The following is a 13,097-nucleotide window of genomic DNA, read 5'->3' as shown; positions in this document are numbered from 1 at the left end:
CGGCCGAATCGGTGCGCTCGCACCGCTCGATAGGCTGGAGGCATGGAAACCCTCTTCGCCGTCCTCCACGTCGTGTCCGCTGTGTTCATCGTGGGGCCGATGGCCATCCTGCCGATGACGGCGATGCGCGCGGTGCGTGCGGGCAACGCGGGTCAGGTGGAGGTCCTGGCCAAGTCGACCAACCTGATCTCGCTGCTGTCGCTGCTGGTGGCGTTCTTCGGCTTCGGCGTGATGGGTCTGTCGGACAAGAAGGACGACCTCAGCATCGTGACGCCGTGGATCCTCTGGTCGATCATCCTGTACGTGATCGCGCTCGGGCTGACGCTGTTCCTCGTCGTGCCGACCATGCGCCGCGCCGCCGAGGCGATCCGCGGAGGCGAGTCCTCGAAATACCCGGCGATCGCGGCGGGCTCCGGCGTTGCCAGCCTGCTGCTGGTCGCCGTGGTCGTGCTGATGGTGTGGAAGCCGTAGCCTCCCGCCCGAACCCTCAGCCGCGCAGCTCCCGCAGCGCGATCGCGGTCACCAGGGCCGCGTGCGCGGCCTCCTCGCCTTTGTCCTCCTTCGAACCGGGGAGGCCGGCGCGGTCGAGGCCCTGAGCCTCGTCATCCAGGGTGAGCACGCCGAACCCGACCGGCTTGCCGGTGTCGAGCGCGACCCGGGTGAGGCCGTCGGTCGCCGCCGCCGAGACGTACTCGAAGTGCGGGGTGCCGCCGCGGATGATCACGCCGAGCGCGACGACCGCGTCGGCGCCGGACTCCAGCGCCGCCTTGCTGACGACGGGGAGCTCGAAGCTGCCGGGGACCCGCACGAGCGAGTAGTCCGCGCCCGCGGCCTCCAGCGTGCGGGTCGCGCCCGCGATCAGGCCGTCGGTGATCTGCTCGTGCCAGGTGCCGGCGACGACGACGACCCGCAGGCCGCTCCCGTCGACGGCCTCGGTCGCGTTGGGTGCTCCGGCTCCGCTCATCGTGCTGTCCTCTCTGCCGCGACGGCGGCTGCATCGTCATCGGGGTCGATCTCGGCGATCACGTGACCCATGCGGTCGCGCTTGGTCTCCAGGTAGCCCTCGTTGAACACGCCGACGCCGACGACCAGCGGCACCCGCTCGTCGACCGCGATGCCGTGCTCCTCGAGCTGGCGCACCTTCTCGGGGTTGTTGGTGAGCAGGCGCACCGACTCGACGCCGAGGTCCTGCAGGATCGCAGTCGCCGCGCCGTAGTCGCGGGCGTCGATCGGCAGGCCCAGCGCCAGGTTGGCGTCGAGGGTGTCGAGGCCGTCCTCCTGGAGCTTGTAGGCGCGCAGCTTGTTGATCAGGCCGATGCCGCGGCCCTCGTGGCCGCGCAGGTAGACGACGACGCCGCCCTCGCGCTGGATGGTGGCGAGCGCCGCGTCGAGCTGCGGTCCGCACTCGCATTTGAGCGAGCCGAACGCCTCGCCGGTCAGGCACTCCGAGTGCACCCGCACCAATGTGCCCTCGGCGGCGGGCGTGCCGGAGACGATGGCGACATGGTCGGCGCCGGTCATCCGGTCGCGGTAGGCGCGCATCCGGAAGGTGCCGTTGGTGGTGGGGACGGTCGTCTCGACCTCGAAGATCACCCGCGACGACTCCGGGATGGGCGTGGGGGAGGTGAGCTGCTGGTCGCAGTGGAACTCCTGCAGGTACGCGATCAGCGCCTCGATGGTGATCACGAGGACGCCCTCGCGCTCGCCGAGCTCCAGCAGGCCGGGCAGGCGCATCATCTCGCCGTCGTCCGCGACGATCTCGGAGATGGCGCCGACCGGGGTCAGTCCGGCGAGCTTCAGCAGGTCGACGGCGGCCTCGGTGTGGCCGTCGCGCTCCCGCACGCCGCCGTCCACCGCTCGCAGCGGCATGATGTGGCCGGGCCGGTGCAGGCTGGTGGGCGTGGACTCCGCGTCGGCGAGCACCCGCAGGGTGTGCGCGCGGTCCGCGGCGCTGATGCCGGTGGACAGCCGGTTGGCGGCGTCGACGCTCACCGTGTAGTTGGTGCCGCGCGCGTCCTCGTTGTTCGCGACCATCACCGGAAGCTCGAGGCGGTCGGCGATCTCGTTCGTCATCGGCGCGCAGATGAAGCCGGATGAGTTGCGCACGGTCCAGGCGATCCACTCCTGGCTGGCGAGCTCGGCGGCGATGACGACATCGCCCTCGTTCTCGCGGCTCTCGTTGTCGACCACGATGACGGGCCGGCCGGCGCGCAGCTCGGTGAGGGCCTCGGGGATGGTGGCGAGCGTCATGACGCACTCCGTTCTGTGGCGGTCTCTGCTGGTTCGAATCGGGCGGCGAGGTCGGGCTCGAGTGCGAGCATCCGCTCGACGTGCCGGGCGAGGATGTCGGTCTCGATGTTCACGCGGTCGCCGGGGACGCGGTCGCCGAGCGTGGTGGCGGTAAGCGTCTCGGGGATGAGCGAGACCTCGAACCAGCCGTTCTCGCGCCCGCCGCCGACGTCGCTCACGGTGAGTGATACGCCGTCGATGGCGATGGAGCCTTTGCGCGCCACGAGCGGCGCGTGGGCGGGGTCGAGGCTGAGCCGGACCACGCGCCAGGCGCTGCCGTCCTCGATGGAGAGCACGGTCGCGGTGCCGTCGATGTGACCCTGGACGATGTGGCCGCCGAGGCGGTCGCCGACCTGCGCGGCACGCTCCAGGTTCACCAGTCGGCCGGGCGTGACGTCGTCGAGCGTGCTCATCGCGAGCGTCTCGGCCATCACGTCGGCCGTGAACGTCTCGGCGTCCTGGCCGATCACGGTGAGGCAGACGCCGCTGACCGAGATGGAGTCGCCGTGCCCGGCGTCGCTGACGGCGAGCGGTCCGCGCACGGTGATCCGCATCGCGTCGGCGTCGCGAGCGACGGCGACGACCTCGCCCAGCTCTTCGATGATTCCGGTGAACACGCTCACGCCTCCTGGTGGGTGGTCGGCACGGGCACGGCCCGCAGGTACAGGTCGACGCCGAGTCGTTCGACGTCGAGGATGCGCAGCTTGCGCTGGTCGCCGATGGTTTCGGCGCCGATGTCGCCGAGCGCGAGCTTCGGGCCGCCGAGCAGCGACGGCGCGAGGTAGATCGCGTACTCGTCCACGAGCCCGGCGGCGACGAACGCGCTCGCGAGCGTTGGGCCGCCCTCCACGTAGACCCGGCGGAAGCCGCGCTGGCGCAGGTCGGCGACGACTTCGTGGAGGTCGTGGGTGCCCTCGAAGATCACGGGATGCGGGTGCCGGAAAACCGCGGCGTCCTTCGGTACGGCGCGCGTGCCGACCACCACGGGCGTCGGTTGCGTCGCGAGCAGTTCGCCTGCGTCGCCGCGCGCGGTCAGGCTGGGGTCGTCGGCGAGCACGGTGCCGGTGCCGACGACGATCGCGTCGGAGGCCTCCCGCTGCTCGTGGACGCGCTGCCGGGCCGCGGCGCCGGTGATCCAGCGGCTGGTGCCGTCGGCGGCGGCCGTGCGGCCGTCGAGCGTGCTGGCCCACTTGACCGTGATGTGCGGCCGGCCGAGGCGCGCGGCCGTCAGCCAGTCGCCGAGGAAGCGCTCGGCGTCGTCGGCGAGCACGCCGCCGATCACCTCGACGCCGGCCTCCCGGAGCCGGTCGGCCCCTCCGCTGGAGTGCCGGCCCGGGTCGGCCACCGCGTAGACCACGCGGGCGACACCCGCGGCGATCAGCGCCTCCGAGCAGGGGCCGGTGAGCCCCCAGTGGTTGCACGGCTCCAGCGTCACGACGGCGGTGGCGCCGCGAGCGCCGCCCTCGGGGAGGGTGCTCAGCGCGTCCACCTCCGCGTGCGCGGTGCCGGCCCCGCGGTGGAAGCCCTCCGCGATCGTGCGCCCTTCGGGGTCGAGGATCACGCAGCCGACGCGCGGGTTCACGCCGGTGGCCGGGCCGCCCTCGGCGAGCCGCAGCGCGGTGCGCATCGCCGCTTCCCATTCTCCAGTCCGGGTCATCCGGGCGTCGTCCTGTCTCTCGCTGCGAGATCTCTCTCGTCATGTGAGACGTGATGCCGGGGTCGCTGGAGCCGAAAGCTCGCGTTCGCGACGGTCGTCGACCGCCGACGTGCGCCTCCCATCCGGACTGAGCGCCCAGGCTCACGCCTGCACGCATTACCGTCGGTGCCGGAATTCCACCGGCTCAGCAGGGGGCTCTCGCCTCCCGCTCGCGGACTGTCACCGCCGGTTCGGACTCTCACCGACCCCGGAGCACGTTCTTCTGTTGTCGAGTCTAGATCAACGCGGGAACGGGGGAAGTATTCCCCGGACATATGCGGACATGGAGCGGCAGCGTTTTGCCTGCGGCCAGTTGGTAGGCTCAGTGAACGCTGGCGTCTCAGATGTATAAGTGTTAATGGAAGATTCCGTAGGCGAATAAGGAGCAATGATGCGGTTCGAAAACGGAAACGACGCCCATGAGTGGCCGAATGACATGACGATTCGCGTGTCCGACGGCGCGAACCTGCTCGACCTCTTGTGGTTGCGCCACATGGCTGCCGGAAATGCTGAACCGTCACTGCCGCCCGCTGCGCTTCCCGGTGAACCGGTTTCCTCGGATGACCACCGACTGGTCGGGACCTGGGAGAAGCTGTGGAAGGAGTGCCTCGAGCACTCGCGGCATGTGCATGAGCTCGACCCGCTTGCGGTGGCGGAGCACCCCGAGCTCTGGGCCGCACCCGACATCGGAGCGTTCGCGGACGAGCTAGGTCTCGATGCCGGCGAGGGCGTACGTTCGTGGCGAGGAACTCCCGATTTCTACAATGCCGAGAGGGCGGTCGTCGAGGATGTCCGCGTCGCCTGGCAGCGCGGTCTGCGGACGGTCATCGAGCTCCCTCTCGCCGGCGGGTACTGGCGGAAGCTCTCCGCGGCGACGCTCGTCGTTTCGAGTGTCACCCGCCGCGACGTGGCCGGCTACTCGGAGGCGTTGCGTTCGTTCGGGCGGATTTGAGCAAGCGGGTGTCACCGCCGCGATGACACCCGCTCGTCGCGCTCGGTCGGTCAGGAGTGGAAATTCTCTCCCGGCGATCCGGATGCGCAGACGGCCCCGTTGTTCATGACGACGTTGGAACCCGGGAGCACGTTAGCGAAGCCATCCCCGGGCATCGAGAACGACCAGCTACTGCTCCAGGAGGACCCGCTCGCGCCGCCCCACCAGTACGAGGGCATGCCCGACCATCCCCACACCTGCACGGTCCAGTTCTTTGCGATCACGGGCCGCGGAACAACGAACCCGGTGGAGACGAATTTCGAATTGCCGCGACTGACAGCGTTGATCCACGAGTTGCCGCAGGGGCCCTCGACCCAGGTGGTCCGGCTCATCGCGAGTGACTTCTCGAACCGGATGGCTTCGGGACTCACGGCGACCGAACGCTGCTGACCATCGCTGTCCGTGACGATCTGGTAACCGTTCGCTTCCGCGACGGCGGAGTCGAATCCGGACGGGACCATCGCGACGGAGATTGTCTGCGTCTCCGCGGTCGCGTCGTCCGCCTGGGCGGCGAGCGCGCCGGATAAGACGAGCGCGCCGGTGAGTGCCGCAGCCATGCCGACGCGGATTGCGTTGAGCGCAAAGGTCATGGGGGTTTCCCTTCATCGTTGAATTCGCGACCCGATTCCGATCGCCGACTTCAACACTACAAACGTTAGATTGCAGTTAGAAGGTTAAATTTCAGGGGAGTCAGGCAGCGTCCTCCACCGGCCCCACCGCGCTGTGCGGCGCCGCAATATCCGCCAGCGCCCGCGCCGTCCCCTCGTCCACGATCAGGTCGGTGATGAGCCCAGCCGCGAGCGCGCCGCGGAGGCTGTGCACCTTCGACGGTCCGGAGACGATGCAGACCCGGCGCGGCACGCGCTTGATGAGGTCGATGTCCGGCCCGCTGGCCCGCTCGTTCAACGGGATGCCGTGGTGGCTGCCGTCCTCGCGGAAGAACACCGTGGCCACGTCGCCGACGACCCCGGACGCGTCCAGCGACGCGTAGTCGTCCGCGTCGAGGTAACCGCCCGCGTACACGTGGGAGCGCACCTCCGAGAACGGCGAGCCGAGGCCGAACAGCGCGACGTCCATGCGCTCCTGGATGTCGAGGATGCGCCGCGTGCTGCGCTCCCGCCACATGGCCTGCTTGGTCTGCGGGTCGTCGAACAGCGCGGGGACCGGGAACTCCTGGATCGTGCCCGAGTAGGTGTCGCCGAACCGGCGCAGGATCTCGGACGCGTACAGCACGCCGGTCGTGTAGGTGTTGCCGGCGCCGTTGAGCTGCACGAACTCCACGTTGTGCAGGTCCTTCGGGATGAGGTGCCTGCTCAGCGCGCTCATCGTCGAGCCCCAGGCGACCCCGACCGTGGTGTTGGAGTCGATGAAGCGGTCGAGAATCCGTGCAGCGGAGATGGCGACGCGCTCCAGCCGGTCGACGTCGCTGATCGCGCTCGGCATCGGGACGATGTGCGCTCCGATGCCGTAGCGGGCGTGCAGCTCCTGCTGGACCCGGGTCGCGGCCTCGTGCGGCTGAGCGATCTGGATCGTGACCAGCCCGGACGCGCGCGCATAGGAGAGGAGCCGCGAGACGCTGGAACGCGAGGTGTGCATCTCGTGGGCGATGGCCTCCATCGTCAGGTCCTGCATGTAGTACAGGTGCCCCGCCTTCAGGGCGTCGCGGACCTTCTCGGGGAGGTTCTGGGTGTCGGGTGCGGACATTCGGGGACCGCTTTCTGGTTTCGGATACTGCTGCCTGGGGTTCGGGGATGGCGCTGCACGTATGTGCATCCGGCTTGATCGAAGTTGTGCCGGCATCGAAGACTATAGCGAAACCCATCGCCGTTCAGTAGAAGCACCAGGAGTATCCGTGACGACGCAGTCGAATGTCCGCCCCGAGATCCAGCAGCTCCGCGAGCGCCCGAGCGCGCAGGTCGTCATCGTCGGCGGCGGTATCAACGGGCTCGGCACTTTCCGCGACCTCGCCCTCCAGGGCGTCGACGTGGTGCTCGTGGAGCGCAACGACTTCGTGTCGGGCGCGTCCGCCGCCTCCAGCCACATGATCCACGGCGGCATCCGTTACCTCGAGAACGGCGAGTTCCGGCTGGTCAAGGAGTCGGTGACCGAGCGCAACGGCCTGCTGAAGATCGCGCCGCACTACGTCAAGCCGTTGCAGACGACCATCCCGATCTACTCCACGTTCTCCGGCATCCTCGCCGCACCGCTGCGCTTCCTCACCCACAAGCAGGGCAAGCCGAAGGAGCGCGGCGCTTTCCTGATCAAGACCGGCCTGACGATCTACGACACGTTCTCGCGCGAGGGCGGAACCGTCCCGCGGCACAGCTTCCACGGCCGCCGGAAGTCGCTCGAGACCCTCCCGAAGCTCAACCCGGGCCTGAAGTACACCGCCACCTACTTCGACGCCTCGGTCCACGACCCGGAGCGACTCGCGCTCGACGTCCTCGCCGACGGCCTCGCCGCAGGCCCGCACGCCCGCGCCGCCAACTACCTGGAGGCGATCGGAGCCCAGGACGGCGGCGTGCTCGTCCGCGACCGGGAGACCGGCGACGAGTTCGCGATCACCGCCGAGGTCGTCGTCAACGCGTCCGGCCCCTGGACCGACCTCACCAACGCGGCCCTGGGACGGGCGACGCAGTTCATGGGCGGCACCAAGGGCTCGCACATCGTCCTCGACAATCCCGAACTGCTGGAGGCGTGCGACGGACGCGAGATCTTCTTCGAGAACAACGACGGCCGCATCGTCCTCATCTACCCGCTGAAGGGCAAGGTCATGGTCGGCACGACCGACCTCGACGCCGACATGGCGGTGCCCGCGGTGTGCACCGAGGAGGAGATCGACTACTTCATCGAACTGGTCGCGCACGTTTTCCCAACGATCCCGGTCACCCGTGAACAGATCGTCTACAGCTTCTCCGGGGTCCGTCCGCTGCCGCACCACGACGACACGGCGCCCGGCTTCGTCTCCCGCGACTACCGGATCGTGCCCGGCACGATCGCCGGCCTCGGGGACACCACCGTCCTCAGCCTCGTGGGCGGCAAGTGGACGACGTTCCGCGCCCTCAGCGAGCATCTCGCGAACGAGACGCTGGAGGCTCTGGGCGTGACCCGCACCGTCTCCACCCTCGGGCTGCCGATCGGAGGCGGTGCCGGCTTCCCGGCCAGCCCGCAGGCGGAGCGCGACTGGATCGCCCGCTACGGCGCCGACGTGGCGCGGCGCGCGCGAGCGTGCTGCTGCACCGTTACGGCACCAAGGCCGCCTCCGTCATCGACGCCATCGCCGGCTGGGAGGGGAGGACACCCCGCTCGCCGCTGCGCCCGACTACTCCCGCGCGGAGCTCGACCACCTCGTGCGCACCGAGCGGGTAGCCCACCTCTCCGACGTCTTCCTGCGCCGCACGAGCTTCGCGTTCACCGGATCGGTCTCGATCCCGCTGGTCCACGAGGTCGGCGAAATCGTCGCAAACGCCCTCGGATGGTCGCCAAACCGGCGCGCGGAGGAGGAAGATGCGTTCCAAGCGGAACTGGCAGCCGCCCACCGGGTGAACCTGGCGTCGGGGGACGGGAGCGAAGCCGCGGCGCTCCGATAATGCACGAACGTGCATAGAACGGTCCTTGCCCGGGCGGACCCGACCGCAATAGCGTTCAAAGGCCCACCCTGGCGAGAGCCACACCATCGCACGACAGGGTGCGGGTCAACTGAACAACTGGAAGGTCAACGTGGACAATATCGGTATTGATTTCCTGTCAGAGTTGTGCGGAACGGCAATGCTGGTGCTTCTCGGTACTGGTGTCGTCGCGAACGTCGCCCTGATCAAGAACAAGGGCTTCAACGGCGGGTTCCTGATGGTGAACTTCGGCTGGGGCATCGCGGTCTTCTCGGGTGTCGTCGTCGCCTACAACTCGGGCGCGCACCTGAACCCCGCGGTGACGCTCGGCCTGGTCGCCAACGGCGCCAAGACGTTCGGCAGCGCCGCCGGGCACACGCTGGTGCCGGTCAACTTCGTGACGATACTGCTGTACATCGTCGCCCAGCTCATCGGCGCGTTCATCGGCGCGTGCCTCACGTTCCTGGCGTACAAGAAGCACTTCGACGAGGAGCCCGACCCGGGCAACAAGCTCGGCGTGTTCTCCACCGGCCCTGCGATCCGCAGCTACGCCTGGAACCTCGTCACCGAGGTCATCGGCACCTTCGTGCTGGTGTTCGTGGTGATCGCCTTCGGTCACCAGCCCGGAACCGCGGCGGGCCTCGCCGCCCTCGGCGCACTGCCCGTCGCCCTCCTGGTGGTCGGCATCGGCGCCAGCCTCGGTGGTCCGACCGGTTACGCGATCAACCCGGCACGTGACCTCGGTCCGCGCATCGCGCACGCCGTCCTGCCCATCCGGGGCAAGGGCACCAGCGACTGGTCCTACTCCTGGGTCCCGGTCGTCGGCCCGATCATCGGCGGTCTGCTCGCCGGCTGGCTGGCGCTGCTGCTGCTTCCGATCCTCACCAAGTAACACCCGGGGGCCGGCCGGGGAGACCCCGACCGGCCCTCATCAGTCCCACCCCAAAACAAAGGAGTTACGTATGGCCGACTACGTCGTCGCTATCGATCAGGGCACGACAAGCACCCGCGCGATCATCTTCGACAAGTCCGGGTCGATCGTGTCGACCGGGCAGCTCGAGCACGAGCAGATCTTCCCCCGCGCCGGCTGGGTCGAGCACGACCCGAAGGAGATCTGGAACAACACCCGCGAGGTGATCGGCCAGGCCCTCTCGAAAGCGGACCTCACCCGTCACGACATCGCGGCGGTGGGCATCACGAACCAGCGCGAAACCGCGGTGGTCTGGGACAAGAACACCGGCGAGCCCGTCTACAACGCCATCGTCTGGCAGGACACCCGCACCCAGCCGATCGTCGACCGCCTCGCGGCGGACGGCGGCGTCGAGCGGTTCAAGCAGATCGTCGGCCTCCCGCTGGCCACCTACTTCTCGGGCACGAAGATCGCCTGGATCCTGGAGAACGTGGAGGGCGCCCGCGAGCGCGCCGAACGCGGCGAGCTGCTGTTCGGCAACACCGACGCGTGGGTGCTCTGGAACCTCACCGGCGGCCCGGACGGCGGCGTGCACGCCACCGACGTGACCAACGCCTCCCGCACCATGTTCATGGACCTGGAGACCCTCTCCTGGCGCGACGACATCCTCGAGGTGTTCGGCGTGCCGCGGTCGATGCTCCCGGAGATCAAGGCCTCCTCCGAGGTCTACGGCACGGTGGAGTCGTCCAGCCTGCTGCGCGAGGTGCCCGTCGCGGGCATCCTGGGCGACCAGCAGGCGGCCACGTTCGGCCAGGCGGCGTTCGATCCGGGCGAGTCCAAGAACACCTACGGCACCGGCAACTTCCTCATCTTCAACACAGGTGAGGAGATCATCCACTCCAAGAACGGCCTCCTGACGACGCTCGGCTACAAGCTGGGCGACGACAAGCCGCACTACGCCCTGGAGGGTTCGATCGCCGTCACCGGCTCGCTGGTGCAGTGGCTGCGCGACAACCTCGGCCTCATCTCCAGCGCCCCCGAGATCGAGGACCTGGCCAAGACCGTCGAGGACAACGGCGGCGCGTACTTCGTGCCGGCGTTCTCGGGCCTGTTCGCGCCGTACTGGCGGTCGGACGCGCGCGGCGCCCTGGTGGGCCTCACGCGTTACGTTAACAAGGGCCACATCGCCCGCGCGGCACTGGAGGCCACGGCCTTCCAGACCCGCGAGGTGCTCGACGCGGTCAACGCCGACTCCGGTGTGGACCTCACCGAGCTGAAGGTGGACGGCGGCATGATCGCCAACAACACCCTCATGCAGTTCCAGGCCGACATCCTCGGCGTGCCGGTCATCCGACCGGTCGTCGCGGAGACGACCGCCCTCGGTGCGGCCTACGCCGCCGGCCTCGCGGTCGGCTTCTGGGAGAACCTGGACGACCTCCGCAAGAACTGGCAGGAAGACCGCCGCTGGGAGCCGAAGATGGACGACGCCGAGCGCGACCGCCAGCTCCGCCTCTGGAAGAAGGCCGTCACGAAGACGTTCGACTGGATCGACGAGGACGTGAAGTAGCCCCCGCGCAGTGCCACCGAGCGCCGTCCGGCATGTTGCCGGGCGGCGCTCGCGCGTCGTGAGCGTCGCGTGCGCCTCGAGCCTGAGGATCCTTCCAGATTCCTCATCCGCGAAAAAGGTTTCCCGCAGATTGCTGCCTTAGCTTCGAAGCATGAGGCATTCCACGGTCGAGCGACCGACCCCGGTGCGGCACGGCCGCCTGCCGGTCCGTCGCGCCCGGGGACCGGTCGCGCGCCTGCTGGCCGCCGTGGTCGCCGTCGCCGTGGTCTCGGTCGGCGCCGTCGCCGCGTACGCGGTGCAGGACACCGTCCGCTCTCTGAAGCCCTCCGTCCACCTGGTCTCCGCGGCGGGCAAGGCCGTCACGGTTCCTGATGTCGGCGCGGAGTCCGGGGCCGTCAACATCCTCCTCGCCGGAACCGACACCCGCACCGGCCAGGGCGGCCAGTTCTCGACCTCCCAGGAGCTCGCGGGAAGCTCGGGCGCCGGCAACAACGACGTCACGATGATCCTGCACCTCTCGGCCGACCACCAGCACGCGACGGTGATCAGCATCCCGCGCGACCTGATGGTGCCGATCCCGTCCTGCCCGACCTCGGGCGGCGGTTCCACGTCCCCGCAGGACAGTGCGCAGTTCAACACGACGCTGTCGACCGGCGGGCTCTCCTGCGTCGTGCTCACGGCGGAGGCGCTCACCGGTCTCAGCATCCCGTACGCGGCGGAGATCAGCTTCGACGGCGTCTCGGCGATGTCCAACGCCGTCGGCGGTGTCACCGTCTGTCTCGCCACGCCGCTCACCGATCCGTACGTCGGCCTCAACCTGCCGGCCGGTCAGCAGACTCTGGTCGGCGCGCAGGCGCTCGCCTTCGTCCGCAGCCGCCACGGCGTCGGCGACGGCAGCGACCTCGGCCGGATCAGCAACCAGCAGCTCTTCCTGTCGTCGCTGCTGCGCAAGGTGACGAGCGCGGGGGTGCTGGGCAACCCGCTGACGCTGTTCACGCTGGCGAAGGCCGCGACCTCCAACCTCACGCTCTCGGACACGATGGCCTCTCCGACCACCCTCGTGTCGATCGGCCTCGCACTGAAGAGCGTGCCGCTGAGCGACTTCGTCTTTCTCCAGTACCCGGCGATGACCGACCCCAACGACGTCAACCGTGTCGTCCCCGAGCCGACGGGAGTGGACGCCCTCAAGCAGGCGCTCGCCTCCGACACCCCGGTGCAGCTCACGGGAACGACGGGCAACGGAACGGTGTCGGCGACCCCGGCCCCGTCGGCATCGCCGTCGAGCGCGCCCACCGCGGCCGCGACGCCGACGCCGAGCGCCACGTCGAGCGCCGCCGGCGGCAGTACGACGAGCGGCGGCACGACGAGCGGCAGCACTCCGGCCCCGACCTCCTCCGCGGTCAGCCTCCCGTCGGACGTCACCGGTCAGACGGCCGCGCAGCAGACCTGCACGAAGGGCAACTGAGTCAGGTCGTCGTGCGGGTGGTCGCCCGGTCGAGCGCGGCCATCAGAGCCGCCGGCTCGGGGACGTCGAAGAATGCCATCGGCAGCGGCGAGAGGATGCCGTCGAGCCCGCTGTTGAGCGGAACCTGGCCGCGCGAGAAGCCTCCGACGCCCACCGATCCCGTCCAGACGACGCTGACGTGGCTGTCCCCGGTCCAGGTGGTCGTCCTGTCGCTGGCGACCGGGGTCTCGATCAGTTTGCCCCCGACGACGGCGAACGCCCGGCGATCGGTGACCGCGTAGGTCGAGTGGAGTTGCCGATAGCGCTTGACGAGGAATCGGAGAAAGACGTAGTCGACGCCCACCGCCATGAACAGAAGCCCGAACAGGCTGAACAAGCCGCCGGTCTGGGCGGCGGCGACCGTCCAGAAGATCGAGAAGCCGAGGAAGAACAGCCCGAACGGGACCAGGAAGACGTCGGACCGGTTGAACAGCCGGCCGGCGTCCGGCCGTCCCGACCACAACAGGTGCTCGCCCGGCCGGAGACGGGTGCGGGCGACGGTATCGGCGGACTCGATCATGGGCGCAACTCT

At 69.2% G+C, this 13,097-nt stretch carries 12 protein-coding genes, 1 pseudogene and 1 riboswitch; of the genes and pseudogenes, 6 read left to right on the top strand and 7 right to left on the bottom strand.

What is annotated here, in order from left to right:
* The first annotated feature begins 42 nt into the window (after positions 1–42).
* A complete protein-coding gene (locus ACRAWC_RS06480; protein WP_431347009.1) occupies positions 43–471 on the top strand; it encodes a DUF2269 family protein in 429 nt (142 codons plus the stop codon).
* 16 nt (positions 472–487) lie between these two features.
* On the opposite strand, the gene ribH is transcribed toward ACRAWC_RS06480, so the two are convergent.
* Genes ribH through ribD form a run of 4 tightly spaced genes read right to left on the bottom strand, consistent with a single transcriptional unit; the run spans position 488 to position 3,916 of the window.
* The gene (ribH, locus tag ACRAWC_RS06475) at positions 488–964 is read right to left on the bottom strand and encodes a 6,7-dimethyl-8-ribityllumazine synthase (protein WP_431347008.1); all 477 of its coding nucleotides are present in this window, start codon (positions 962–964) and stop codon (positions 488–490) included.
* Entirely contained in the window at positions 961–2,250 is a 1,290-nt protein-coding gene (gene ribA, locus ACRAWC_RS06470) for a GTP cyclohydrolase II (protein WP_431347007.1), read from the bottom strand. Before ribA ends, ribH begins: the two co-directional genes overlap by 4 nt.
* A complete protein-coding gene (locus tag ACRAWC_RS06465; RefSeq protein WP_431349376.1) occupies positions 2,247–2,906 on the bottom strand; it encodes a riboflavin synthase in 660 nt (219 codons plus the stop codon). Before ACRAWC_RS06465 ends, ribA begins: the two co-directional genes overlap by 4 nt.
* 2 nt (positions 2,907–2,908) lie before the next feature.
* Positions 2,909–3,916 (bottom strand): bifunctional diaminohydroxyphosphoribosylaminopyrimidine deaminase/5-amino-6-(5-phosphoribosylamino)uracil reductase RibD, encoded by a 1,008-nt coding sequence (gene ribD / locus ACRAWC_RS06460; RefSeq protein ID WP_431347006.1) that lies wholly within the window; start codon positions 3,914–3,916, stop codon positions 2,909–2,911.
* 136 nt (positions 3,917–4,052) lie between these two features.
* Positions 4,053–4,205, bottom strand: a riboswitch (FMN riboswitch).
* 168 nt (positions 4,206–4,373) lie between these two features.
* On the opposite strand from ribD, the gene ACRAWC_RS06455 reads away from it, so the two are divergent.
* The gene (locus tag ACRAWC_RS06455; RefSeq protein WP_431347005.1) at positions 4,374–4,937 is read left to right on the top strand and encodes a hypothetical protein; all 564 of its coding nucleotides are present in this window, start codon (positions 4,374–4,376) and stop codon (positions 4,935–4,937) included.
* A 50-nt stretch (positions 4,938–4,987) separates the two neighbouring features.
* Here the strand turns inward: ACRAWC_RS06455 and ACRAWC_RS06450 are convergent, their stop codons facing one another.
* Both ACRAWC_RS06450 and ACRAWC_RS06445 read right to left on the bottom strand, forming a co-directional pair.
* Positions 4,988–5,566 (bottom strand): hypothetical protein, encoded by a 579-nt coding sequence (locus ACRAWC_RS06450; RefSeq protein ID WP_431347004.1) that lies wholly within the window; start codon positions 5,564–5,566, stop codon positions 4,988–4,990.
* Positions 5,567–5,666: 100 nt separating this feature from the next.
* Entirely contained in the window at positions 5,667–6,680 is a 1,014-nt protein-coding gene (locus tag ACRAWC_RS06445; RefSeq protein ID WP_431347003.1) for a sugar-binding transcriptional regulator, read from the bottom strand.
* Positions 6,681–6,828: 148 nt separating this feature from the next.
* On the opposite strand from ACRAWC_RS06445, the pseudogene ACRAWC_RS06440 reads away from it, so the two are divergent.
* The 4 genes and pseudogenes from ACRAWC_RS06440 (at position 6,829) to ACRAWC_RS06425 (ending at position 12,526) form a co-directional block, all read left to right on the top strand.
* A pseudogene (locus tag ACRAWC_RS06440) lies at positions 6,829–8,566 on the top strand (FAD-dependent oxidoreductase).
* Positions 8,567–8,696: 130 nt separating this feature from the next.
* The gene (locus tag ACRAWC_RS06435) at positions 8,697–9,476 is read left to right on the top strand and encodes an MIP/aquaporin family protein (RefSeq protein ID WP_431347002.1); all 780 of its coding nucleotides are present in this window, start codon (positions 8,697–8,699) and stop codon (positions 9,474–9,476) included.
* A gap of 70 nt (positions 9,477–9,546) precedes the next feature.
* On the top strand, positions 9,547–11,061 hold the full coding sequence (glpK, locus tag ACRAWC_RS06430; protein WP_431347001.1) for a glycerol kinase GlpK: 1,515 nt from the start codon (positions 9,547–9,549) through the stop codon (positions 11,059–11,061).
* A 151-nt stretch (positions 11,062–11,212) separates the two neighbouring features.
* Positions 11,213–12,526: an LCP family protein gene (locus tag ACRAWC_RS06425; RefSeq protein ID WP_431347000.1), complete on the top strand. Its 1,314-nt coding sequence runs from the start codon at positions 11,213–11,215 to the stop codon at positions 12,524–12,526.
* 1 nt (position 12,527) lies between these two features.
* Here ACRAWC_RS06425 and ACRAWC_RS06420 read toward each other — a convergent pair whose 3' ends face one another.
* Positions 12,528–13,085: a hypothetical protein gene (locus ACRAWC_RS06420; RefSeq protein WP_431346999.1), complete on the bottom strand. Its 558-nt coding sequence runs from the start codon at positions 13,083–13,085 to the stop codon at positions 12,528–12,530.
* Positions 13,086–13,097: the final 12 nt, after the last annotated feature.

The organism is Leifsonia sp. L25 (genome assembly GCF_050632895.1).
Note: the sequence above shows the minus strand (reverse complement) of the source record. Positions and strands in the feature narration are given on the sequence as shown.

Coding starts and splice junctions, on each gene's coding strand:
- ACRAWC_RS06480 (WP_431347009.1), top strand. CDS start 43: ATGGAAACCCTCTTCGCCGTCCTCCACGTCGTGTCCGCTGTGTTCATC.
- ribH (WP_431347008.1), bottom strand. CDS start 964: ATGAGCGGAGCCGGAGCACCCAACGCGACCGAGGCCGTCGACGGGAGC.
- ribA (WP_431347007.1), bottom strand. CDS start 2,250: ATGACGCTCGCCACCATCCCCGAGGCCCTCACCGAGCTGCGCGCCGGC.
- ribD (WP_431347006.1), bottom strand. CDS start 3,916: ATGCGCACCGCGCTGCGGCTCGCCGAGGGCGGCCCGGCCACCGGCGTG.
- ACRAWC_RS06455 (WP_431347005.1), top strand. CDS start 4,374: ATGATGCGGTTCGAAAACGGAAACGACGCCCATGAGTGGCCGAATGAC.
- ACRAWC_RS06450 (WP_431347004.1), bottom strand. CDS start 5,566: ATGACCTTTGCGCTCAACGCAATCCGCGTCGGCATGGCTGCGGCACTC.
- ACRAWC_RS06445 (WP_431347003.1), bottom strand. CDS start 6,680: ATGTCCGCACCCGACACCCAGAACCTCCCCGAGAAGGTCCGCGACGCC.
- glpK (WP_431347001.1), top strand. CDS start 9,547: ATGGCCGACTACGTCGTCGCTATCGATCAGGGCACGACAAGCACCCGC.
- ACRAWC_RS06425 (WP_431347000.1), top strand. CDS start 11,213: ATGAGGCATTCCACGGTCGAGCGACCGACCCCGGTGCGGCACGGCCGC.
- ACRAWC_RS06420 (WP_431346999.1), bottom strand. CDS start 13,085: ATGATCGAGTCCGCCGATACCGTCGCCCGCACCCGTCTCCGGCCGGGC.